Annotated in this window: 21 protein-coding genes; 1 reads left to right on the top strand and 20 read right to left on the bottom strand. The window is 61.4% G+C overall.

The genetic code is table 11. From position 1 onward, the window contains the following. Nucleotides 1-18 precede the first annotated feature (18 nt). From D6877_RS24065 to D6877_RS23970, 20 genes are all read right to left on the bottom strand, one after another. Nucleotides 19-1,524: a YdgA family protein gene (locus tag D6877_RS24065; RefSeq protein WP_016772258.1), complete on the bottom strand. Its 1,506-nt coding sequence runs from the start codon at nucleotides 1,522-1,524 to the stop codon at nucleotides 19-21. A 249-nt stretch (nucleotides 1,525-1,773) separates the two neighbouring features. Further along, complete coding sequence (locus tag D6877_RS24060) at nucleotides 1,774-2,409, bottom strand: hypothetical protein (protein ID WP_024011125.1); 636 nt, start codon at nucleotides 2,407-2,409, stop codon at nucleotides 1,774-1,776. A 92-nt stretch (nucleotides 2,410-2,501) separates the two neighbouring features. Beyond that, complete coding sequence (locus D6877_RS24055) at nucleotides 2,502-3,944, bottom strand: TolC family protein (RefSeq protein WP_130912321.1); 1,443 nt, start codon at nucleotides 3,942-3,944, stop codon at nucleotides 2,502-2,504. After that, nucleotides 3,941-4,828 carry an HlyD family secretion protein gene (locus tag D6877_RS24050; protein WP_016772263.1) on the bottom strand — a complete coding sequence of 296 codons (888 nt, stop codon included), beginning with the start codon at nucleotides 4,826-4,828 and terminating at the stop codon, nucleotides 3,941-3,943. Before D6877_RS24050 ends, D6877_RS24055 begins: the two co-directional genes overlap by 4 nt. Next, nucleotides 4,825-5,034, bottom strand: coding sequence for a DUF1656 domain-containing protein (locus D6877_RS24045; RefSeq protein ID WP_016772264.1), 210 nt, complete (start codon nucleotides 5,032-5,034; stop codon nucleotides 4,825-4,827). Before D6877_RS24045 ends, D6877_RS24050 begins: the two co-directional genes overlap by 4 nt. Beyond that, nucleotides 5,031-7,094, bottom strand: a complete 2,064-nt coding sequence (locus D6877_RS24040) for an FUSC family protein (protein ID WP_130912320.1) — start codon at nucleotides 7,092-7,094, stop codon at nucleotides 5,031-5,033. Before D6877_RS24040 ends, D6877_RS24045 begins: the two co-directional genes overlap by 4 nt. Beyond that, complete coding sequence (locus D6877_RS24035) at nucleotides 7,091-7,519, bottom strand: MarR family transcriptional regulator (RefSeq protein WP_016772266.1); 429 nt, start codon at nucleotides 7,517-7,519, stop codon at nucleotides 7,091-7,093. Before D6877_RS24035 ends, D6877_RS24040 begins: the two co-directional genes overlap by 4 nt. A 363-nt stretch (nucleotides 7,520-7,882) precedes the next feature. Continuing rightward, nucleotides 7,883-8,164 carry a type II toxin-antitoxin system RelE/ParE family toxin gene (locus D6877_RS24030; RefSeq protein ID WP_130912319.1) on the bottom strand — a complete coding sequence of 94 codons (282 nt, stop codon included), beginning with the start codon at nucleotides 8,162-8,164 and terminating at the stop codon, nucleotides 7,883-7,885. Then, nucleotides 8,154-8,399: a type II toxin-antitoxin system Phd/YefM family antitoxin gene (locus D6877_RS24025; protein ID WP_041477418.1), complete on the bottom strand. Its 246-nt coding sequence runs from the start codon at nucleotides 8,397-8,399 to the stop codon at nucleotides 8,154-8,156. Before D6877_RS24025 ends, D6877_RS24030 begins: the two co-directional genes overlap by 11 nt. Before the next feature lie 89 nt (nucleotides 8,400-8,488). Then, nucleotides 8,489-8,734, bottom strand: a complete 246-nt coding sequence (locus D6877_RS24020; protein ID WP_130912318.1) for a DUF2789 domain-containing protein — start codon at nucleotides 8,732-8,734, stop codon at nucleotides 8,489-8,491. 78 nt (nucleotides 8,735-8,812) lie between these two features. Then, nucleotides 8,813-10,381, bottom strand: a complete 1,569-nt coding sequence (locus D6877_RS24015; protein ID WP_178083742.1) for an efflux transporter outer membrane subunit — start codon at nucleotides 10,379-10,381, stop codon at nucleotides 8,813-8,815. Further along, nucleotides 10,378-11,445, bottom strand: a complete 1,068-nt coding sequence (locus D6877_RS24010; RefSeq protein ID WP_130912316.1) for an HlyD family secretion protein — start codon at nucleotides 11,443-11,445, stop codon at nucleotides 10,378-10,380. Before D6877_RS24010 ends, D6877_RS24015 begins: the two co-directional genes overlap by 4 nt. 27 nt (nucleotides 11,446-11,472) lie before the next feature. Continuing rightward, nucleotides 11,473-13,011: an MFS transporter gene (locus D6877_RS24005; RefSeq protein ID WP_130912315.1), complete on the bottom strand. Its 1,539-nt coding sequence runs from the start codon at nucleotides 13,009-13,011 to the stop codon at nucleotides 11,473-11,475. A 223-nt stretch (nucleotides 13,012-13,234) separates the two neighbouring features. Further along, nucleotides 13,235-14,152 (bottom strand): LysR family transcriptional regulator, encoded by a 918-nt coding sequence (locus tag D6877_RS24000; protein ID WP_130912314.1) that lies wholly within the window; start codon nucleotides 14,150-14,152, stop codon nucleotides 13,235-13,237. 174 nt (nucleotides 14,153-14,326) lie between these two features. Then, complete coding sequence (locus D6877_RS23995) at nucleotides 14,327-15,193, bottom strand: ABC transporter permease (RefSeq protein WP_041477414.1); 867 nt, start codon at nucleotides 15,191-15,193, stop codon at nucleotides 14,327-14,329. A gap of 20 nt (nucleotides 15,194-15,213) precedes the next feature. Continuing rightward, nucleotides 15,214-16,074 carry an ABC transporter ATP-binding protein gene (locus D6877_RS23990; protein ID WP_122698868.1) on the bottom strand — a complete coding sequence of 287 codons (861 nt, stop codon included), beginning with the start codon at nucleotides 16,072-16,074 and terminating at the stop codon, nucleotides 15,214-15,216. Nucleotides 16,075-16,091: 17 nt separating this feature from the next. Continuing rightward, complete coding sequence (locus D6877_RS23985; protein WP_130912313.1) at nucleotides 16,092-16,988, bottom strand: TauD/TfdA family dioxygenase; 897 nt, start codon at nucleotides 16,986-16,988, stop codon at nucleotides 16,092-16,094. Nucleotides 16,989-17,321: 333 nt separating this feature from the next. Then, entirely contained in the window at nucleotides 17,322-18,689 is a 1,368-nt protein-coding gene (locus D6877_RS23980; RefSeq protein ID WP_024011116.1) for an HlyD family type I secretion periplasmic adaptor subunit, read from the bottom strand. Next, the gene (locus D6877_RS23975; protein ID WP_016772277.1) at nucleotides 18,679-20,835 is read right to left on the bottom strand and encodes a type I secretion system permease/ATPase; all 2,157 of its coding nucleotides are present in this window, start codon (nucleotides 20,833-20,835) and stop codon (nucleotides 18,679-18,681) included. The genes D6877_RS23980 and D6877_RS23975 overlap by 11 nt, the downstream gene beginning before the upstream one ends. A gap of 33 nt (nucleotides 20,836-20,868) precedes the next feature. Next, nucleotides 20,869-22,221 carry a TolC family outer membrane protein gene (locus D6877_RS23970; protein ID WP_016772278.1) on the bottom strand — a complete coding sequence of 451 codons (1,353 nt, stop codon included), beginning with the start codon at nucleotides 22,219-22,221 and terminating at the stop codon, nucleotides 20,869-20,871. A gap of 361 nt (nucleotides 22,222-22,582) precedes the next feature. Between D6877_RS23970 and D6877_RS23965 the strand changes: the two genes are divergently transcribed. Beyond that, the coding region (locus D6877_RS23965; RefSeq protein ID WP_130912312.1) for a retention module-containing protein at nucleotides 22,583-24,146 on the top strand (1,564 nt) is incomplete at its 3' end.

Here is a 24,146-nt window from a genome sequence, read left to right as displayed (position 1 = left end):
GGAGGGCGCGCGGTGGGCTTATTGCTCTTGGGTGACGCCGGCAAACTTGCTCATGAGGAAGCCGATGAACTGCTCGACGGTCATCTTCTGGCCGTTGAATTCGACCTGATTGGCCGCGTAATGCAGTTTGGTCACCACGTTGGTGCCGTCGGCGACAGCCAATTGCGAGCCGACCGCCATGCCGGCGAACATGTCCGCCGCTTCCTTGGACTGATCGACGATGGCTTTGGCGTCAGTCTGGCCATCGAGTTGCGCCTGCACGCTGAGCAGATCGACCAGCATGGGTTTGGACACCTGGATATTCAGGTCGAGCAGCGCGATCAGCTGCTTGCCGAGTTGATCCGGCGGCAGATCCATCGATTGCGGTTTGGTCAGGTCGATCACCAGATTGGCGCGGCTTTCACCGTTGGCGGTGTTGAACGACAGGTTCTCCAGCGCCAGTTGCGGGCCGGCAGCCAGCAGCTTCTGCAGATCGGCTTTGACCTGGGCGTTTTCCGCTTCGGTGAGGTTCAGCTCCGGTGCCGGCAGACCCTGCGCGGCGGCCTCCGCGGCAGCTTTTTCGTATGGCTGCAATTTGGTCTGGTAGATCTGCATCAGCGACATGGTCGACGGAATATCGAGGTTCTTCAGGCTCATGGCCATGGCTGCCGAACCGACTTTCTTGTCGTTGAGCGTCACTTCGCCGATTTTGTAGTCGGCACGCCCCGAGGCGTTGCTGCCGCTTTCTTCGGTGCGGTTCTTCATTTCGAAGTTCTTCACGCCCAGCACCATCGGCTTGGCGCCGAAGGTGGTTTTGCTGCTGGTCACTTCCAGGGTGTTTTCCCCGGTGTAGTAGCCGTAGCTGCTCTTGGCGAGGTTGCTGGCCAGGGTCAGGCCGTTGAGCTCGACCTGCACCGGCGCCTGGTCTTCCGACACGGTGACCAGTTTCAGGTTGTCCATGTAGCCGTCGGCCTTGACCTTCTGCGCCTGGGCGCTGGCGGCGATGTCCATGCTCAGACCGGAAAACTTCAGGCTCGATTGCTCATCCAGCGCGGTTTCGAACGGCACCAGATTCAAAGTGCTGGTGGTCGATTCGTCGTAGCCGATGTTGGTCACGCCCTTGAGCGGCGCGGCGCCGTTGGTGGCGGCGAACCATTTTTCCGTGGACGGGCTCTTTTCCAGCTCATAGTTGCTGGTGGCCATGACCGGCAGCCACTTCAGCGAAACCAGACGCGAGAACGGCAGCGGGCCATGTTCGATGTGATCGACGAACAGCAGCTCGACCGGCGCATCGCCGAACATCTCGCCCTCGCCCTTGAGGCGATAGTGCGCGGTGCTGGTGAAGGTGTGGCGCTCCAGCGACACCAGTTCCAGCGACGCGGTGCCGTTGGAGCCGGCCATGGCGGTCTGCAACTCTTTGTTGGCGTTGGTCACGGCGTTGTTCAGCACGCCTTCGATCTTGGTCCCGGTGTACCAGGCCCCGCCTGCGCTGATCGCGCCAATGGCAACAACAATTCCGAGAAGCACGCCTGCTGATTTATTCATGAATGACCTGATCGGTTTCCGTGGCTGTGGATGAAGTCGTCTTCCTTGAACCCGGGATCGGGTCGCGGCTCGACTGTGCGCAATTAAGCGGTGGAGATTAGCACCGGGCGCGGGCGACGGCCCAATGTTTAAAGGTTAAAGAGTGTCTATGGACACTTGGGAGAGCAAAAAGATCGCGGCCTTCGGCAGCTCCTACATTTGGAATGCGATTCTCCTGTAGGAGCTGCCGAAGGCTGCGATCTTTTGATTTCAGGAATACTGGACTTCGATTTCATCCAGTTGATGATCAAAACTCTTCAGCCGCGCCGTCCAGGTATACACCAGCACTTCGAAGTCACGATCGATCACCGCTCCGCCGGTGGTATCCGCCCGGACATCGCAGAAATCCAGCTGATAGCGCTCGCGGGCCATGGCCGTGGCGACGTCGGACAGCTCGCGTGCGTTGTTCAGCCAGTGCCAGCCGTCATCGGCGATCTGCTTGTCGAGTTCCAGGCATTGCTTCTTCAGGGCTTCGAGGCTTTTTTCCAGCGGCGTGCCGGTGAGCTCGCCCATGACTTCGGCGAAGGTTCGCCCGGGCTGCCAGTAGCTGCCCCAGAAATAGCGGTCGAACACGGTTTCGACCCGGCGCAGGGCGACTTTGGTGTCCCAGATCAGCACGAGCATCTTGCCCCGTTCGAGCTGACGCTTCTTGACCCGTTGCAGTTGAATCGAGGTCCACGCGACGACGACGATCGCCATCACCGCGATCAGCGCAACGGCGCTGTCGAGGAAAATCATCGCCGTATCGATCTGGTGGGCCAGCATGATCCCGTAGAAATACGTGGCCGAGAGCAGCACCAGTGCCACCAGAGCGCACCAGAAGCCGAGAGCGTAAGGGTTTTTCATTATTGTTTCCCCTGGGCCAGCACTAGCAATGTGCATTGCAGGAGCGCTTGGCATGGGGCGCCCCTCCAACACTTCAAAGCATAGCAACGGCCTCAGGGTTTGCTGGCGCTCGAGGTGTTCGTTCGTCCGCTTTCCCAGCCACCGCCCAGGGCGAGGAACAAATCGATCTGGCTCATTGCGACCTGGGTGTTGGCGGCGGCCAGTTGCGCGGTGACATCGGTGTAGGTACGGGTTGCTTGCAGGTCGGCAAGGAACGACTCGCGGCCGGCCTGGAAGAAGCGGTGCGTCTGCTCGGCCGCGAGCTTGGCCGACTGCTCGGCTTCGGCCAGCGCATCACGGCGTTGCAACAAGGCGCTGTACTGGGCCAGACCGGTCTGGGTCTCGCGGATGGCGTTGAGCACCACGCCGTCAAAATGCGCCAGCGCGCCTTGAGTGTTGGCCTCGGCTTCACGAATGCGCGCACGGGCGCCGTTGGTCGGTACTTTCCAGCTCAGCGACGGGCCAAAGCCCCAGCGGTTGGTCGACGGGTCGCCAAGGTCATCAATGATGCCGACGGTGCCGATGGTCGCGCCGATGCTGATGTCCGGGTACAGCTCACCGGTGGCGATGCCGATGCCGGCGGTTGCCGCTGCAAGACGCCGCTCGGCCTGACGAATATCCGGGCGGCGCTTGAGCAGCGCAGCGCCGTCACCGACCGGCACCAGTTGCGCGATCTTTGGCAGCTCGGCGCAACTGGCCGTGCCCGCCGGCAATTGCTCGACCGGTCTGGCCAGCAGCATCGACAAACGGAACAGTCCGGCCTGCCGCGCCGCTTCATAACGCGGCAAGTCGGCGCGCAGGGATTTGAATTGGGTCTGCGAACGGGTGACCTGGGTCTCGTCGCCACGTCCGGCATCACGCAGACGCTGAATCAGCGTAGTGCTCTGCGATTGCAGATCGAGAGAATGCTCGGCGATTTCCCGCTCTTCGTTGGCAGCGCAGACCTGGGTGTAAGCACGAACCACGTCCGCCACCAAAGTGATGCGTGCGGTATCGGCAGCAGCCTGAGTCGCATCGGCATTGGCTTTGGCCGCTTCGATGCCGCGTTGCAGAGTGCCCCACAGGTCGAACTGGTACGAAGCGCTGATGCCGATATCGGCAATGTTGGCCACCGGGACTTTCTCCGGCAGCAGGAACGCCTGACCGGATTCCTGCAAACGTTGCGCGCCCATTTTCACCCCGCCGCTCCAGCCGCCAGCGGCCTCGGCTTCATCCACCTGAGCACGTGCCCGCGACAGGTTCGCCGCCGCTACACGCAAATCGGTGTTGGACGCCATGGCCTGCTGCACCAGTTGATCGAGGCGCGGGTCTTTATACAGCCGCCACCAGTCCGCCGGCACCGGCGCCGAGATTACCGGTTTGCCGGCGACTGCCAGCTCGCCCTGAATGTCCTTGCGCTGCACCGCCGCGTCGGTGGGCAGCTGATAATCCGGGCCGACCATCTGACAGGCCGAGAGCATCACGCCCAACCCGGCGATCAACCAGGCCCTGCTCATGGCTGCGGCTCCTCATGCTGATCGTCGATGATCGACACAGTGGCGGTACGCCCGGCGATCATGCGGAAGTCGGCCGGCACCTCATCAAAAGCGATGCGCACCGGAATCCGCTGCGCCAGACGTACCCAACTGAACGCCGGGTTGACGTTGGGCAGCAGGTTGCTGCCGCTGGTGCGGTCGCGGTCTTCGATGCCGGCGACGATGCTTTCGACATGCCCGCGCAACCTGGCGCGGTCACCGATCACGCGAATATCCACCGATTGCCCGACGTGGATGCCGTCGAGTTTGGTTTCTTCAAAATAGCCGTCGATGTGGAAGGAGTTGCTGTCGACCACCGACAACACCGGGCGCCCGGCGGTGACGAATTCCTGCGGACGCGGCGCGCGGTCGTTGACGTAACCGTCGACCGGGCTGCGGATCACCGAGCGATCAAGGTTGAGCTGCGCACTATCGACCGCCACCAAGGCTTCGGCCAATGCCGACTGTGCACGGGCGACGCGCGACTGGCTTTCTTCCAGTTGTTCGGCCGGCACCAGATTGCCGAGGCCACGGTTGCGCTTGGCTTCACGCTGCGCCTGGGCGAGGGTTTCTTCGCGATCGGCGACGGCGGCCTTGGCCTGGCGCAGAGCCAGTTTGAAGCGGTCCTGGTCGATGCTGAACAGCACCTGGCCACGCTTGATCAACTGGTTGTCTTTCACCTCGACCTGCTGAATCAGCCCGGACACATCTGGGGCGATCTGGATGATGTCGGCGCGAATGTGGCCGTCGCGGGTCCACGGCGCGAACATGTAATACATCACCATGCGCCAGACGAGGACAACGGCAAAAGTCACGATCAGCAGGGTCAGGACCACGCGACCGATGGTCAGAAACGGTTTTTTCATGTCATCAGGTATCGACTGAGTGAGTCCACGCCGTACAGCAGCACGGCGTAGAGCGCCACGTTGAACAATGCCCGGTGCCAGACCAGACGGTAAAAGTGCAGGCGTTGCAGCACGCCATGCACCAACAGAAACAGCACATAAGTGATGCCCATCAGCACCAGCAGGGTCGGCAGGAAAATGCCGCTGATATCCAGATCACCGATCATAGGGGCGCTCCATCGGGCAGCGGTTCTTCGGGCTCGGCGCTGGAGACGAATTCGACGCCGGGCAGCAAGGCCAGACGCAGACCGCTCAAGGCGTGCAACAGGTGCAGACGGGTTTCGTCGTCGCCCTGACCGTTCAGCGCACGGCGGGTGCGATCAAGGGTCATCAGCAGACCGCTCGGTGCCGGCAGGCGTTCGTCGGCTTTGAGGCACGCGCGAAAATACTCGCCGACCTCGCCCACCACTTGTCGCAGCAGGGCGTTTGGCACGCCAGTGACGCGCGGGGTGTAGGCAAGCAGATCGAGCATATTCAGACCGACACGCACTTCACGCATGGCAATGCCGGTGTCCTGACCGGTCAGGGCCAGACGCGGCAGGTGCTGCATCAGCCGATCGAGCAACTGCACGCCCAAATGCCGATGCTCGGCGAGACTGGCCGGCTCGGTCATGCTGACGATGTCTTTCCAGCTGAACCGGGTCAGACGCTTGGCCGCCAGCTCGGCGCCGAACGGTCGCGCCACCAGCGTCCAGATGAAAGCGAACAACAGCCCCAGCGGCCCGGCGAGGTTGGAGTTGGCGAAGGCGAAAAAGTCCGCGTCGTACGCGCCCTGAATACTGATGAACGAGGAAGTGTTAACCAGCGTCAGCAGCATGCCGAGGTAGAAACGCGGCTGCACCGTCAGGGTGCCGATGCAAATGAACGGCACGGCAAACGCCAGCACCAGCATCGGGAAATCGTGCAGGTTGGGCAGAATCAGAAACAGATAAAGGCTGGCGAACAGCACCGACATTCCGGTCCAGAAAAAGAACCGGTAAATCTGCGGCGCCGGGTCGTCCATCGAGGCAAAGAAGCTGCACGCCACCGCCGCCAGGATCACCGCGCTGCCGCCGTCCGGCCAGCCGAGCAGGATCCACAGCACCGAAGCAACGATGATCGCCAGAATGGTCGAGGTCACCGAGTAGAGCATCAGCCCGCGATCGATGAACGGCGTCAACCGGCCCAGGCGCCAATGCCGGTAGACCGCGCGCCAGCTGTCCTGGCGCTCGCACAGAATCGCATCCTGCAGGCTGCGACAGTCCTGCCACAGATCGATGAATTCACCGAGGCGGTAGATCGCGTTGGAGAACAGCAACTGTTTGCGCTCCTCCAGCGCTTCGGCGCTCGGTTGCAACGCGTCGAGTTGATCTCTGAGTGCTTGCCAGCGCTCGAGATTGGCGTCCGCGTAGCCCAGCCATTCCCGGGTCGCGGTCAGCAGCGGCTGGAATTTCTCCACCAGTTCCGGGGTGCGGCGTTCGAGGGCGTAAAGCGAATCCTCAAGGGCATCGATCACCGGCAACAGGTGAATCATCCGCCCGCGCAGTTCCTTGGTGTTACGCACGGTTTGTGGCCGCGCGCCTTCGTGGGGCAACTGGCCGATCATCAATTCGAGGCTGTTGAAGTTGGCGACCATGGCCATGCGCAGCGCGGTGACTTCTTCCGGCTGCACATCGCGGCTGAGAAACTTCAGGCTGTAGCTCGTCGCATCGGCGAACCACTTGCTTACTGCATCGTTGAACACCGGCGCCAGCCGACGCGGCCAGAACATTGCACCGACCACCGCAGCAACGGCGATGCCAAGGAAAATCTCTTCGGTACGCGCCTCAGCCACGTCCCACACCGCCAGCGGATTATCGACCACCGGCAGGGCAATCAGCGGCAAGGTGTAGCCGGCCAGCATCAGCGCATAGCTGTTGGCCGTGCGCAGATGCAGGGACATGAACAGCAGAATGCCGGTCCACAACGCGATCACCACCACCAGCACATAGGGGCTCTGCACGAACATCGGCACGAACAGCACCGCTGCCGCCGCACCGAGAAATGTACCGGCCGCGCGGTACAGCGCTTTGGAGCTGGTCGGGCCGAGAAATGGGCTGGAGACGATGTACACCGTGGCCATCGCCCAATACGGACGCGGCATTTGCATGAGCAAGGCGATGTACAGCGCAATCATCGACGCTGCAAAAGTACGGACCCCGTAAAACCAGTCACGGGCCGGCGGCATGCCAGTGAAAAAACCGTTCAAGAATTGACCACCACAGGCGAACTCGCCGCCTCAAAAGCCCTCAGTACCCGAAGCGTAGCTTCCAGATCGCTGCGCTCGATGCCTTCCAGCACTTCGTGGCGCAGGCGCACCAGCTCGGCCTCCACCGCCTGCACCAGCTCGCGGCCGGTATCGGTCAGGCTCAGGCACTTGGCGCGGCGATCCTGAGCGTCTTCGGTGCGACAGACGTAACCGGCATGGCACAGCTGATCGAGCAAGCGCACCAGCGAAGGACTCTCCATCCCCGCAGCCTGGGCGACTTGTACCTGACGCACGCCCTCGCCCAAGCGGCCGATCATCAACAAGGGCACGGCGCAGGCTTCGGAAATTCCATAGTTGACCAGCGTGGTCTGGCAGATCTTCCGCCAATGCCGGGCGGCCACCACCATGGCGCTGCTGATGTTCATCTGGAGACTGTCGAGGGAATCAGACACGGGATAACGGACACTGTTAGTTTGCTAACTATCAATATCGCATTGGAGGGGAATTTCAGTCAAGTTTTGAAACAAATCTCCCCACGCTTGGCCGAGGCGTACCACGAGTTGGATTTGTAATTTTTCGAAGAAAAAATCTAATGCGACGGACAGAACCAAATTTTTTTTACAGTAAGAAGGTTTTTTTTACATCTGAGCCTTTTCGCGCAATTTTTTTTACATGCTGCGCCTCATGCCAGACGATACATCAACTGATCCCACACGTTGGCGGCCCAGTCCGGTCACTCAAGAATCTCATCGACAAACATCGGCCATTTGAATAAAGCGGGGGCTCGTTCAACGGTTCTTGGCAGTATCGTAAACACTGCTGCGTTCGCGCTTGCCAACCGCTAGCACGGAAACCACGACTCGTTCGTCGATGACTTGGTAAACCAATCGATACCCCGAGGCTTTGAGTTTGATTTTGTAGCAGTCGGGCATGCCGTGGAGTGCGTCAGCCGGGATTCTGGGAAGCTTCAGCCTCTCACCCAGCTTCTTTTTGAATTGCTCACGCAATGTATGACCCAGCTTGTTCCACTCTTTGTGCGCAGACGGCAGAAACTCAAGCTTATAAGTCATCCAGGCTTACCGAAATGGGCGTTTCGTGGAGGCGCGAACGAACAATGTCAGCCAGCTCAAGATCATCAAGCCGCTCCATCATTGCTTCATAAACTTCGGCCGGCACCATATAGCCCATGACGCGATTGTGGTTGAGGACAGCGACGGCCCCCCCATGTGCACCGTTCAACACGGCAGTAGGATTTTTCTTTAATTCAGAGACACTGACAGCCATATCGGCGAGAACGCTTTGCATAATAAGAACCTCAAATTAGGACGTGATTTTGGTCTATTTATGCCATGCGGACAACTGTGGCGTTCAACGAGGATACAACTTCGCGATGATCACCCCACCCGCCCCTTACGCAACATCACATTCAACTGATCCACCACCTCCGCCCAATCCGCATCGTCGAGAATCTCCTCGCGCAGAAACTGCGCCTGACCTGCCGTCCAGAAAAACGCGTCAGCCAGATGCAGATCCGGTTTGAGCGGCGAATGGGTAGCGATGAATTGGTCGATGCCGGTCGGATCGTCGGCGAGGCCGAGTTGTTTGAACAGGGCCGGGAGGCTGTGCTGCGGATTTTCCATGATGCAACTCCTCTGCAATTCAGGTCCGGCGTCACGCCGTTTGCTGCAGTGGAGTTGAGCATAGCTGTCGCCGTGGGTTCAGGGTCTGGCGACGTCCGGCGAGCCTGCGGCCAGTTGCGCTGCCGGATAGACCGATTGCCATCCGCCGCCCAACGCCTTGTACAAACCGACCATCGCCAGGGAGACGCCGGTCGAGCTTTCCACCCATTGTTCCTGCGTGGCGAGCAAGGCGCTCTGCACGGTGAGGACGTTGACGAAATCGACCACGCCTTCGACGTATTGCTGTTGCGCGGTGCGCAGGGCGATCTGGTTTTGGCGCACGGCTTCGGCGAGGCTGTCGCGCCGGCGCTGGCTGGCGTTGTAGGCGGTCAGTTGGTCGTCGATTTCATGCCAGGCACGCAGCACGGTCTGCTGGTAGGCGATGGCCGCTTCCTGCTGTTGGGCTTCACGCAATTGGAGCATGCCGCGCAGGCGTCCGCCGTCGAACAACGGCAGGCTGAATTGCGGGCCGATGGCAAAGGCGCGCGAGCCCCATGAACCGAAATCGCTCAGTTGCATCGCTTGCGAACCGAGGTTGCCCGATAGGGTGATGCGCGGATAGAAATCGCCTTGGGCCACGCCGATATTGGCGGTGGCGGCGTGCAGCCGCGCTTCGGCCTGGCGGATATCCGGGCGGCGCTCGGCCAGTTCCGACGGCAGGCCGATGGCGACTTGCAGTGGCGACTGCGGCACTGCCGCGTCTGTGGATAACGCTTGAGCGAGGGCCTGCGGCGGTTCGCCCATCAGCAGACTGATCGCGTTGATCAGTTGCGCCTGACGCTGCTCGAGCGCCGGCAGCCGTGCCTCGATGGCGGCGACTTGCGCGGCGGCTTCGGCGACGTCCAGGTCGGTCGCCACACCATCGGCCAGCCGCAGCTGCGAGAGTTTCAGGCTGTGGCGGGCGACGTCGAGGTTCTGCTCGGTGACGGCGCGGGTGTTCTGCACGCCGCGCAGCTGAATGTAGTTTTGCGCGGTGTCGGCAAGCACCGTCAGCAGCACACCGCGACGATCATTTTCTGCCACTTCGAGATTGGCATCAGCGGCTTCGGTTTCACGGCGCACGCGGCCCCAGAAATCCAGTTCCCATGACGCCGAGAAACCGGCATCCCACAGGTTAAAGGCCGAATCACCGTTATTCCCCGACGGATCGTTCAAGCCTTCGCCGCTGTTGCGTTTGCGTGCGTAGCTGCCGCTGGCGGTGCTGTTCGGATAACGTTCGGCGGTGATTACCTGGCGCGCGGCGCGGCTTTGTTGCAGACGGCTGCTGGCCAGTTGCAGGTCGAGGTTGCTGTTCAGTGCGCGCTGGGTCAGCGCGGACAGCTGCGGGTCGTGGAAGGTTTCCCACCAGCGTTCGTTCAAGGGTTCGCTGACGGCCTGGCTCGGGGCGGACCGGGCGGGTTTGGCCCAGTCGGCCGGCTGCCTGGTTTCGGGTTTCTGGAAGTCCGGGCCGACGGTGCAGGCGGTGAGACTCATTGTGAGCAAGGCACTGAAGGTTAGCTGCTGCCACTGGCTTTTTCGCGTGCAGGCTCGCTCCCACAGGGAGAACGCATTACACAATGTGGGAGCGAGCCTGCTCGCGAAGGCGGCAGCCGATTCAACACCGATCATCGCTGCGTCACCTCGCGCCCGGACGCCCTTGAGCTGGCGGTATCAATACTCGCCTCGACCGACATCCCCACCCGCAACCGCTCGGCCAGTGGCTGGCCCGGCTCCAGCACGATCTTCACCGGAATCCGCTGCACAACCTTGGTGAAGTTGCCCGTCGCGTTGTCCGGTTTCACCGCCGCAAAGGTCACGCCAGTTGCCGGCGCAATGCTCTCGACGCGGCCGGTCAGGGCTTCGCCGCCGAGACTGTCCACTCGGACTTGCACATCCTGCCCGGGCTGCACATCGGTCAACTGGGTTTCCTGAAAATTGGCCACCACATAGGCCTGCTGCAATGGCACCACCGCCAACAGTTTGCTGCCCGGCGTGACGTAAGCCCCGACACGCACCGCACGCTCGCCGATCATGCCGTCCTGCGGCGCGGTGATGCGCGTGTAGGACAAGTTGAAACTGGCAATCTCCAGCGCCGCCTGCGCGTGTTTCAGATTGCCTTCGGCGGCGTTGCGCTGGGCGGTGAGAATCTCGACCTGCTTGCGTTCGGCCGCCAGTTTCGCCGTCGCGGTGTCAAGGCGCGCCGAGGCCTGATCGATGCGCGTGCGCGCCTGCTGCGCGTTCTGCACGGTGCCAGCGCCGACACCGGCGAGATGGTTGTAGCGGTTCAGTTCCTGCTGCGCAAAAGCCATTTCCGCTTTGGCCGAGACCACTGCAGCCTGCGCCTGAGCAATCAGCGAAGCCTGCCGCTCGAGAGTCGCGTTGGCGTTCTGCAATTGCGCCCGCGCGACCAGGGTTTGCGCATCCGCCGCTTCCGCCGCTGCGCGCAGATCACGGTCATCGATCAGCGCCAGCAACTGCCCGGCCTTGACCTGCTGGTTGTCTTCGACCAGCACCTGCTTGATGAACCCGGCCACGCGCGGCACCACCAGCGTGTAGTCGGCGGAGACGAAGGCGTCGTTGGTGGTTTGCTCGGTGCGTTGGCCGAACAGCCCGGGCATTGCCAGATACACCAGCACGCCTACCGCCAGCGCGGCAGCCACGGCCACCGCGAGTTTTTGCTTGGATTGAGTCATAAAAAGCCTTCAGTTTCAGTACAGCTATCAGGTCGGCGCGCGCGGCGGATAAATCCGCGTTGGCAGCCAGAAAATCAGCAGAATCAACGCCACGGCAACGCCGGCCATGCATACGTAGAGATCGGACGAAGTCAGCACCACCGCCTGCTCGTGCACGCGGTGAGCGAGGCCCGGGTCGCTGTGATCGGCCAGCGGCGAATTGCCGAGGCTGTCGACCAACATGGTCGAATGGAAATGCAGGCGCGCGGTGGTCAGCGCTTCGATGACGCCGGTGGCAACCACGGCGGCAAGGCCTTTGACGGTGTTGAACCACGCCGACGCGAACGGCCCTTCCATCGGCGTGATACTGCCGGTCGACAACATCAGCAGCGGCAACACCGCCATCGGCTGGCCGAAAATCTGCAGCCATTGCAGGACGTAGAAATCGTCGCGAATCCACGCCGAAGTCAGGTGCGAACCGCCCAGGCAGGACAGCGCGAGCATGCTCAGACCAATGCCGAGCACCCAGCGGCAATCGACCCAGCGCAAGTTGCACAGCGCTGCCACCAACGGCAGCGCAATCAGCTGCGGCAATGCGGCGATGAGCATGATCGGCGCGGTTTGCGCCGGGCGATAACCCTGCACCTGCGCCAGATAACTCGACGGAATCAGCACCACCGCCAGCAGCACGATCAACACCCCGGCGAGGGTGATCAAGGCGAACAACAGGTTGCGGATGCCGAGCATCTGCAGCTTGAAAAACGGAATCGGCTGCGACCATTCATTGATCATGAAAGCCACCAGCAGCAGCGAACCGGCGCCGAGCAAAGCGCAGATCAGGTTCGATTCGAACCAGTCCAGTCGATTGCCCTGCAACAAACCGATCACCAGCATGCAGATCGCTGGAAAGCCCAGCAGCAGGCCTTTCCAGTTGAACGCCCTGAGACGTTCCAGCCGCAGCGAATCCTGCGGCAATCCGTAAGCCACTGCGGCCATGGCGATCAGGCACGGCACGATGATCTGCCAGAACGTCCACTGCCAGCCGACGTATTCAGTCCACAGGCCGGCCAGCGGCGTGCCGAGTCCCGGGCCGAAAGTCGCGGTCAGTGCGTAGCCGGCCAGTCCGTACAGTTTGATGTTCGCTGGGAGAAAGCGCAGTGCGACGGTCATCAGCATCGGCGGCAATGCACCACCGGCGAGGCCTTGGAGGATGCGCATCAGCAGCAGACTTTCGTAGTTCGGGGCGAACGGGCACAGCACGCCGAGCAAGGTAAACAGGCCGATCGCGCAGAGGGTGAAGCGGCGCAGCGAGAAGGTCACCGAGCACCACGGCGCGAAGGCCATGGCCGCGACCGACGTGGCTGTGTAGCTGGCGACCAGCCAGGTGCCTTCGTCGTAGCCGATGTGCAGCGCGCCGCGAATATCGGCGAGTGCGACTTTGATGACCATCTCGTTGAGGCCCGAGACCAGCACGGCCAACAGCACGCCGACCAGACCAATGATGATCCGCGCCCCGAACACCGGTGGCGCAGCCGCCGTCGCCGGGCTGGTCGCGGCGAGAGGTGCCGGGACCGTCAGGGATGTCATGAATGAAAAGCTCCGGGGGTGAAATACCGGAGCATTTTAGTGGGGCTTGATGCTGACGAAAATTGACTTATTGGCAGGTTATAAGTGCATCAGACACAACGATAAATGCATATGTGGGAGCGAGCCTGCTCGCGAAAGCGGTGGACCAGTCGCCATTGAGGTGACTGATTCGACGCCTTCGCGAGCAGGCTCGCTCCCACAGGATTCGATGGTGTCTGATGATTTATGGCTGTGCCGCCAGCCACGTTTCATCGCAGCAGGTCTTGAGGGTTTCACGCAGCCAGCGGTGGGCCGGGTCCTTGTCGAAGCGCGGGTGCCAGGCCTGGGTCAGCATCAGCATAGGCAGCGGAATCGGCAGGTCGAACGAACGCAGTTTCAGGCCCAGCCGCCGCACGCTGAGCAGTGCTTCTTTGGGCACCGGCAGGATCAGGTCGGAGTCGGGCAAGGCAAACATCGCCGCGTGGAAGCTCGGCGCGATCACCGCCACCCGGCGCTCCAGCCCCATCGCATTCAACGCCGTGTCGATCGGGCCGCGAGCGATGCCACGGCGCGACATGCTGATATGGGAAAAACCGGCGTAGCGCTCGGCAGTGATTTCGCCGTCGAGCAATGGATGATTCTCGCGCACCAGACCGACGAAGTGGGTGGAGAACAGGTTCTGCACTTTCACTTCCGGGGTGAGCGGACGGGTATTGCTGACGCTCAGATCGATGCGCCCTTCGCGCAGCGCCTCATCGTCGCCATCGCCTTCCGGGACGAAGCGCAATTCACAATGCGGAGCGAGCTGGTCGAGGGTGTCGAACAGTTTGCCGCCGTAGACGCCGACGAAGAAATCATTGGCGCGGATGCTGAACCGTCGGCGCAAGGTGCCCAGTTCAACGCTATCGGCGGAGCGGAACAGCAGCGCCGCCTGCTCGACCACATCGCGCACCTGTTCGCGCAGTTCGAGGGCTTTGGGGGTCGGCACCAGACCACGCCCGGCGCGCACCAGAATCGGATCGCCGATGGCTTCGCGAATCCGCGTCAGCGTGCGGCTCATGGCCGCCGGGCTGAGGTTCATGCGCCGCGCCGCACCGACCACACTGCCCTCGTCGAGCAAGGCATCGAGAGCGACCAGAAGGTTCATGTCCGGGAGTTGCATGCTGAGCACTCTTGGCTGATCTGGATTGATCCGGGCGCAATGCTAACAAACATCCCTCAAGAGTGACGATGCCAGCGCTGGCCTCTTCGCGAGCAGGCTCGCTCCCACCTTGGAATGCGTGCTCATGTGGGAGCGAGCCTGCTCGCGAAGAGGCCGGCCCAGCCAACGAAGGGCTCAGCGCTGCATACCCCAGCGCTTGACGGTCACCCGCTCAAGGGTGGCAAACACCAGATTCTCCACCAGCAAACCAATCAGGATCACCACCGCCAACCCGGCGAACACCTTGTCGGTGTACAGCTCATTGCGATTCTGGAAGATGTACCAGCCCAGCCCGCCCTTGCCACTGGTTGCGCCAAACACCAGTTCGGCAGCTATCAAGGTGCGCCAGGCAAACGCCCAGCCAATTTTCAAGCCGGCGAGAATCGACGGGAGTGCCGCCGGGATCAGGATGAACAACACAAGGCGCAAACCCTTGAGGCCATAGTTGCGCCCGGCCATACGCAGCGTCTCGGACACACCGAGAAATCCGGCATAGGTGTTCAGCGCCAACGCCCACAGCACCGAATGCACCAGCACGAAAATCAGACTGTTCTGGCCCAAGCCAAACCAGAGCAGCGCCAACGGCAGCAGGGCAATCGCCGGCAACGGGTTGAACATCGAAGTCATCGTGCTGAGCAGATCACGTCCCAACTGGGTCGAGACCGCCAATGTCGTCAGGGCGAACGCGAGGACGATGCCGATCAGGTAGCCCTTGATCAGCACCACCAGCGAGATCCACACCTTGGCCAGCAGCTCACCACTGAGCAGCCCGTCGAACAGGGCCTGCGCGGTTTGCAGAAAACTCGGCAGCATCAGGTCGTTGTTCTGAATCCGCGCGACCACTTCCCAGATGATCGCCAGCACGATCAGGATCAGGCTTTTACGCAGCCAGCCCTGTTGCCACAGGCGCGTGCCAAGCGGCAATTCGCGCTCGACCGGCACGGCGGTCAGCGGCTCGAGCACGGTTTCGAATTCTTCACGCACGGATGATGAATGGCTCATCGGGTAGTCCTCCTGGCCGCTCAATAGGCGATGCGAATGTCGTTGAAGTGGTGATCACGTTCGGTCTCCGGCGCCTGGCCCTCATCGAACAGCAGACGATGAATGCGCCGCGCCGATTCCTGAAACGCCACGCCGCCGAGGCTGTGCAGATCGTATTGATGGCTGTGCACTTCGGCGCGCACCCGCCCCGGATGCGGCGACAGCAAGAGGATGCGATTGCCGACCACCAAGGCTTCTTCGATCGAATGAGTGACGAACAGCAGGGTGAAACGAACCTCTTCCCAGAGCAGCAGCAATTCCTCCTGCATCTTGCGGCGAGTCAACGCATCGAGTGCAGCGAAGGGTTCGTCCATCAAGAGGATTTTCGGTTGCATGGCCAAGGCCCGGGCGATCGCCACCCGCGCTTTCATCCCGCCGGACAAGGTGTGTGGATAGGCGTCGGCGAATGCTGCGAGGCCGACCTTTTCCAGATAATGCAACGCACGCTCTTCGGCTTCTTTCTTGTTTAAGGTGCGCGAGGCGAGCAGCGGGAACATCACGTTCTGCTTTACGGTTTTCCACGGCGGCAACTGGTCGAATTCCTGAAACACCACAATGCGGTCCGGCCCCGGCGCATCGACGCGCTGGCCTTGCAGGCGGATCTCGCCTTCGCAGGGCTGGATGAACCCGGCGACCGCCTTGAGCAAGGTCGATTTCCCGCAACCGGACGGGCCAAGCAGGACGAACCGGTCAGCCGGGTCGACGGCGAAACTGACTTGATGGGTAGCGCGCACCACCCGCTGCGGCGTGCGGTATTCGAGGCTGACGTGATCGACGGCCAGCAACGCTTCGCTGCGGGCGATCGGGTTGCTGGCCGCGTGGCCTGGCAAAGGGGCGTTCATGATCTATCTCCGGCAAATCAGAAAGGCGCGTCGCCCTGAATGGTCGTGCGATACAGCTTGCGGCGCAGATGCGCAGGGCAGCCGGCGGCAAGGTGGATCAGCGAGCGGTTGTCCCAGAACACCAGGTCATGCGGTTCCCACTGATGGCGGTAGATGTTTTGCGGCAGCACGCTGTGGGCGAAGAGTTCGCCGAGCAACTGACGACTTTCGTCTTCCGGCAGACCGACGATGCGCGTGGTGAAGCCTTCGCTGACGAACAAGGCCTTGCGGCCGTTTTCCGGATGAGTGCGCACCACCGGGTGCACCACTTCGGCGACCTGAGCCAACTGTTCCGAAGTCAGGGTCGGGCGCCAGTTACCCTCGAACTTGGTTTCGCTGTAGCGCGCGGTATAGGAATGCGCAGCGCAACGTCCTTCGACCGCAGTGCGCAACGCAGCGGGCAAGTCGTCCCAGGCTTTGTGCATGTCGGCAAACAGCGTGTCGCCACCCTCGGCGGGCAGCTCTTGGGCGTGCAGCATCGAGCCGAGACTTGGCAGCTCTTTATAGGAGAGATCTGAATGCCAGAACTTGCCGGCGTCACCGAGACCGATGTTCTGGCCGTTCTCGATAATGTTGGAAACGATGAGGATTTCCGGGTGATTGGCCAGCAGGAATTGCTTGAGCACGTGAATCTGCAACACGCCGAAGCGGCGGCTGAAATCGATTTGCTGCTGCGGGGTGATCTGCTGATCGCGAAAGACCACGACATGGTGATCCAGATGTGCGCGGTGAATCCGCGCGAAGTCCTGATCATTGACCGGCCGGCTGAGGTCAAGGCCAACGATCTCGGCGCCGACGGCACCGCTGAAGGGACGAATTTCGAAAATTTGCGGCGCGGCAGTTGCGGCGCTTTCGGTGGCAGTAGCGGCGGACATCAATCATCTCCCACGCACGGCGCGCTCACGGACGCGCTCGTCGATCAGACACTCACGCTGGATTGCGTGTCGGTTCAGGTCGTGCGGCGCGCCGATTGGTCGGCAGGTACGCAGGTGGGTGACTTTATAGCTATAAGAATTGGAAATTAAATACCGTTAGAGAATAACGATATGGCGAATGGTGAGGGGGTGGGTGACCATTTGCGTCACTTACCGACGAATATGTAGCGCTTCGGAGGACGCCTTCGCGAGCAGGCTCGCTCCCACAGTTGGAATGCAATCTCCTGTGGGAGCGAGCCTGCTCGCGAATAGGTCGTCACCAGCGCCGAAAATCTAGCGCTCGTGCAACGCCTCAGCCCGCGCGCGGATGATCGGCTTGAGCAAATAGCTCAACACCGACTTCTTGCCAGTGATGATATCCACCGACGCCACCATCCCCGGGATGATCAGCAGTGGCTTTTCATCCGTGCCCAAGTGGCTGCGCTCAGTGCGCACCTTGATCACGTAGTAGGTGGTTTTCTTGTCTTCGTCGGTGATGGTGTCGGCGCCGATCTGCTCCAGCTGCGCCTTCAGCCCGCCGTAAATGGTGTAGTCATAGGCGGTGAATTTGACGATCGCTTCCTGTCCCGGGTGCAGGAACGCGATGTCCTGCGGGCGGATCTTGGCTTCGACCAGCAGGGTGTCGTCCAGCGGTACGATTTCGACCATGTCGCTGCCCGGCTGGATCACGCCGCCAATGGTGTTGACCAGCAACTTGTTGACGATGCCGCGCACCGGCGAGGTAACCAGCGTACGGCTGACGCGGTCTTCCAGCGCCTTGCCGGTGGCCTGGGCCTTGTTCAGATCGGTGCGCGCTTCGTTGAGCTGGGTCAGCGCTTCGCTGCGGAATTTGCCGCGGGTTTCATCGATCTTGCGCTGCACTTCCTTGATCGCCGATTCCGCGCGGGGGATGGCCAGCGTGGTCGCATCGAGCTGGCCACGGGTTTCCACTTCGGCACGCTTGAGGCGCAACACTTCCACCGGCGAGACCGCGCCCTGCGCCACCAGCGGCTCGGACATGTTGATTTCCTGACGCTGCAAGCCGAGCTGCTGACGGTACTGCGCCTGCTTGGAGCTGAACTCACGCAGCTCTTGCTGACGCTGGATCAACTGCTCCTGCAAGCCACCGATTTCGTCGTGCAATTGCTGACGGCGGCTGATGTACAGCGACTCTTCGCTTTTTGCCTGGCCCGGCACGGCTTTGAGCACGTCCTCGGGGAAATTCAGCGGACGATCATCGACTTCCGCGCTCAGGCGCTCGACCCGCAGCAGCATCGACAGGCGATCAGCCTCTGTTTCGCCGACGTTGGAGGCAAAACGCGTGTCGTCGAGACGAATCAGCGGCGCGCCGGCTTCGACGATCTGGCCTTCCTTGACGAACAGCTCGGAAACGATACCGCCCTCCAGGTTCTGGATTTTCTGGATCTTGGACGACGGAATCGCCTTGCCGTCGCCCTTGGTCACTTCGTCGATCACGGCGAAGTTGGCCCAGAGCATGAGGAACACGAAGAAGCCGATGATCGCCCAGATGGTCAGGCGCACGACGCGCGGGGCGTCTTCGATCAGCGCCTTGTTGACCTCTGGCAGCGGCTGGCCCTGCAGCGAGGCAGAGCCCTTGAAGTAGCGACGGATCGACTCCTTGACACCGGACTTAAGCAACACTGATCTGCCCCTTCTTCAACGCTTCCATCACGGCGGCTTTCGGGCCGTCGGCGAGAATCTGCCCGCGATCGATCACCAGCAGGCGATCGACCAGCGACAACAGCGATGCCCGGTGCGTGACCAGCACCACGGTCTTGTTTTCAATCACTGCTGCGAGGCGTTGCTTGAGGCGTTCTTCGCCGGTGTTGTCCATCGCACTGGTTGGCTCATCCATCAGCAGAATCGGCGGGTTGAGCAGCAGCGCCCGGGCCAGGGCGACGTTCTGCCGCTGGCCGCCGGAAAGGTTCTGCCCGCGCTCACCGACTTGCAGCTCGTAGCCTTGCGGGTGCAGACGAGCGAACTCGTGCACGCCGGCCAGTTCGGCGGCTTGCAGCACCAGCTCGTCTTCGACGTAACGCGCGCCGGACACCAGGTTGTCACGCAGGGTGCCGGACAGCAGCTGGATGTCCTGCGGCACGTAACCGATGTTGTAGCGCAGTTCGCTGACGTCGATCTGACGGATGTCCACGCCGTCGACCAGCAAGGCACCGTCGTCCGGTTGGTACAGGCCCACCAGCAGTTTCGCCAGCGAACTCTTGCCCGAACCGCTGCGGCCGATGATGCCGATCTTCTCGCCGGGACGGATGACCAGGTTGATGTTCTTCAACGCCGGGTTCTGCTGGTCCGGGTAGGTGAAGCTGAGCTGACGGCATTCGATCGCACCCTGCAAAACCTTGCGGCTCAGCGGGCGCTCTTCGAAATTGCGCTCCTGGGGCAGTTCCATCATCTGGTCGACCGAGGTCATGGTCACCCGCGCCTGTTGATAGCGCGTGAGCAGGCCGGACAGCGACGCCAGCGGGCTGAGGGCGCGGCCACTGAGCATGTAGCAGGCAATCAGCCCGCCCATGCTCAGGTTGCCGGCGATGATCTGGTACACGCCGAAGACGATCATGATCACCCCGGCCAATTGCTGGATCAGCAAGGTGATGTTCATCGCCAGACCGGAGAGCATTTTCACTCGCAGCTCGAGACGGCTGAGGGTGCCGATGGTCTGCTCCCACTGATACTGGCGCTCGCTTTCGGCGTTGTTGACCTTGACCGCGTCCAGCCCGGCGAGGGTTTCGATCAGGCTCGACTGGCGCTCGGCGCCCAGCGCCATGGTCCGTTCCATGGTCGCGATCAACGGCTTCTGCAAGGCGTAGCCGATCAACAGGGCAATCGGGAACGCCAGCACCGGAATCCACACCAGATGCCCGCCGAGAATGGCGATGACGATGAAAATCAGGATGGTGAACGGCAGGTCGATCAGACTGGTCAGGGTCAGCGAGGCGAGGAAGTCGCGCAGGCTCTGAAACTCATGGATGTTCTGGGCAAAGCTGCCGACCCGCGCCGGGCGGTATTTCATCGCCATGCCGACGATGCGCTCGAACAGCGTGGCGGAGATGATCAGGTCGGTTTTCTTCCCGGCCAGATCCAGGCACAGGCTGCGCAGGCTCTTGAGGATCAAGTCGAAGATGTAAGCGCCGGTGATGCCCAGCGCCAGCACCCAAAGGGTTGCTTCGGCCTGGTTCGGTACCACGCGGTCGTAGACGTTCATCACGAACAGCGGCGCGGCCATGGCGATGATGTTGATCAGGAAACTGGCGGCGATCGCATCGGCGTACAGCCAGCGCGAACGCTTGAGGGTGTCGCGAAACCACGAGCGTGCACGCGGGATCAGCGTGCCGTGGTTGACGTCGAATTTGTGCTGCGGCTGGGCGAAGAACACTTTGCCTGTGTAATCGTCGGTCAGCAGTTCGCGGCTGACCACCGACTCGCCGCCATCGCTTTCGCTGAGCAGCACGCGTGCTTCGTCGTCGCCCTGCCAGCCGAGCAGAACGGCACTGCGGCCATCCTTGAGCAGCAACAGCGCGGGCATGGCGATCGCCGGGATTTCTTCAAGCTTGCGCTGCAACACCCGCCCCTGCAGCCCGGCGCGAGCCGCTGCGCGCGGCAGCAACTCGACACTCAAACGTTGTTTGGGCAGCGGCAGGCCGGTGGTCAGCATCGCCGCGCTGGCAGGCTTCTGGTGCAGCATGCACAGGGCGAGCAGACCATCCAGCAACGGATCGTCATGCAACGCGCGTGGATCATGGCTGAGTTGAACTCGACTGACTTCTGATTCCACGCTCGACACTCTTTAACAGTTGAAAGGGATAACTCAGTTCATCCCAGGCAGCTGGACCTTGGGCTTCACGTCGTTCTGCACAACGGATGCCAACGGCGCGACCACTCCCTGGCTTTTGAGCAATTGGCCCATGGTCGCCTTGATTCGGTATTGAGTAAATAACTGAATGTTCTTGATTTCCGCCAGACGCCGCGAGGCGGTGAACAGCTCGTTTTCGCTGTCGAGCAAATCCAGCAGGGTGCGTTCGCCGAGGCTGAATTGACGCTGGTAGGCAGTACGCACCGAAGTGCTGCGATCGACGTATTGCTGAGCGATCGGCACCTGAGCATTGGCGTTGTTCAGGGCGTTCCAGGCCAGGCCGAGCTCTTCGTTCAACTGACGCAGGGCGTTGTTGCGGATGTCCAGCGCCTGGTTGGCCAGGTACGACTTGGATTCCAGATCGGCCTTGTTGCTGCCACCGGAATACAGGTTGAAGCGCATGCGCAGCATGGCCTGCCATTCATTGTTGTGGCCGTTCTGGCCGTCGATATCGTTATCGGCGGTACGGCCCAGCTCAGCGTCGAAGCGCGGGTAGAAGGTCGATTTGGCGGTGGCGAACTGCTTCTCGGCAGCCGCAATATCCGACTCGGCGGAACGCAGGATCGGGCTGTTTTCCAGCATCTGCGCGCGGGCTTCATTGAGGTTGGCCGGCATCATCGCCATGAACGGCGCCGGGCGCTCGAGCTGGTCGGGCATCTGGCCGACGGCGCTGAGGAAGTTGGTTTCCGCGTCGGCGAGGTTGGTCTGTTCGGTGATCAGATTGTTGCGGGCCTGGGCCATACGCGCTTCGGCCTGATCAAGGTCGGCACCGCTGCCGACGCCGCGCTGGGTGCGCAGCTGGATCTGGTCGTAGATGCGCTGGTGGCTCTTGAGGTTTTCCTCGGCCAGACGGACGAATTCGCGACGGGTGAGCACGTCCAGATACACCTGAGCGACAGTCAGTGCAGTACGCTCGGAAGTGCCAAGCAGTGAGTAAGCACGGGAGCTGACGTTGGCTTGTTGACGCGCAACTTCGTTGGACGTCGCGAAACCGTCAAAAACCATTTGCGAGAGACGTAAACTTGACTCGCTGCGGTTCAACGTCTCCCAGTGATTGCTTCCACCGTTCGCTCGAGTGGTCACACTGTCAGTGCCTTCACGGCCATAACCGCCGAGCAGATCGACCTTGGGCAGGTATCCCCCTTTCGCAGCCTTTAACTGATAATCCGCCGCCAATCGACTATTGACCCCCGCCTGAATCTCCGGATGGACATCCAGCGCCTGTTGCATGGCTTCTGGTAAGGATTGTGCTTGTACAAATGAGGCGGCGAGAGCGAAGGGAGCGGCAAGGAGCAAAAGCGAACGCATGGTTGGAATTTTCCCGGAACTTCTTGTCTTGAATCACAGCAGAAACGTGGTGCTGCGTCGGATGATGGCAACCCGAAAGACCGTATGTCGGAAAGTTCAAAAGAGGAACTGGATGACAGGCTGAAGGACAGGTCGCCGCTGAAATATCAATGTGACATTAGTGGGGCGATTGTTTAGGATGGCTCCCAGAAGGTCAATAGTTTGGCATAAAGTTAATCGCGATAATTTATAGCCAGATTATTGACGTAAATACAGCGTCAATAAGTTATCCATTTATAGAAAGTACGTCCAGACTGAAGTGGCGCCGACGCCCGTCAGGTCCATGGAAGTCAACTGAATGTGACACCCCGGAGAGTCTTCAATGAGCAGTGTTGTTGCCATCGTCAAAAGCATTGTCGGTCAGGTTTTCGTGGTGTCCCCAGAGGGCGTGCGTCGCGTACTCGTTGAAGGCGATCGCCTGTATGTCGGCGACCAGATCGATACCGGCCTGTCCGGCGCGGTGTCGCTGGAACTGGCCGATGGCCGCATGCTCGATCTGGGTCGCGACACCCAATGGAGCGCCAGCTCGCCGGACTCCAGCACTGACCTGGCCGAAGCCACGGCGCAGGCTGCGCCTTCTGTAGAAGAACTGCAGCAAGCCATCGCCGCCGGTGTCGACCCGACCACCGCACTCGAATCCACTGCGGCCGGCCCGACCGCCGCAGGTACCGGTGGCGCCGCCGGTGGTGGTCACAGCTTTGTCATGCTCGACGCCACCGCTGGCCGCGTCGATCCGACCATTGGCTTTCCGACGGCGGGCATCAATTCTGCCGGCCAAGTCGCGCAGGACACCACCGGCGGCCTGACCACCGACACCACCACCAACGCGCTGCGTGACTCGACCCTGAGCCTCAGCGCCACGCCGACCATCACCGAAGCCGGCGGCGTGCTGGTGTACACCGCGACCCTGACCCAGGCGCCGCTGACCGACCTGACCATCACCCTGTCCAATGGCGCAGTGATCGTCATCCCGGCCGGCGCCACCAGCGGCACCGTCAACGTGCCGCTGGCGCCGAACGACACGGTCTACAACGACCCGAGCCAGATCGACGTGACCGTCACCGGCACCAGCGGCGGCAACGGCATCACCGTGACCCCGCCAACTATCCCGGCGACCACGCAGGTCACCGACACTGTCGATAACACTACCGTCACGCTGACGGCTGGTTCGAGCGTGACCGAAGGCGGTCAGATTACCTATACGGCGACTTTGACCAACCCGGCGCAAACTCCGGTAACCGTCACGCTGTCGAATGGCTCGACCATTACCATTGGCGCTGGCCAGACTACCGGCACTGTTAACGTGCCGACCCCAGCGAATGACGTTTACAACAATGGCAGTACCGTTACGGCCACGATCACCGGCGCTACCGGCGGCAATTTCGAAAATCTGGTGCCGAACCCGACGCCAGCCGTTACCACCATTACCGACTCGGTCGACAACACCGGCCTGACTCTCACCGCTACCAACAACATTGTTGAAGGCGGTCAGATCACCTACACCGCGACACTGACCAACCCGGCACAAACCCCGGTAACTGTCACTCTGTCCAACGGTTCGACCATCACCATTGCTGCCGGCGAAACCGTCGGCACCGTGAACGTGCCGACTGCGGCCAATGATGTGTACAGCAATGGCGGCAGCGTCAGCACGACCATCACTGGGGCTACCGGCGGCAACTTTGAAAACCTGGTGCCGAACTCGACGCCAGCCGTTACTACCATCACAGATTCGGTTGATAACACCGGCCTGACGCTGACCGCGACCAACAACATTGTTGAAGGCGGCCAGATCACCTACACCGCGACACTGACCAACCCGGCACAAACACCGGTAACTGTCACTCTGTCCAACGGTTCGACCATCACCATTGCTGCCGGCGAAA

The organism is Pseudomonas sp. Sample_9, from assembly GCF_004307535.1.
GTDB classification, from domain to species: domain Bacteria; phylum Pseudomonadota; class Gammaproteobacteria; order Pseudomonadales; family Pseudomonadaceae; genus Aquipseudomonas; species Aquipseudomonas mercuritolerans.
This window is presented reverse-complemented; position numbering and strand designations above follow the sequence as displayed.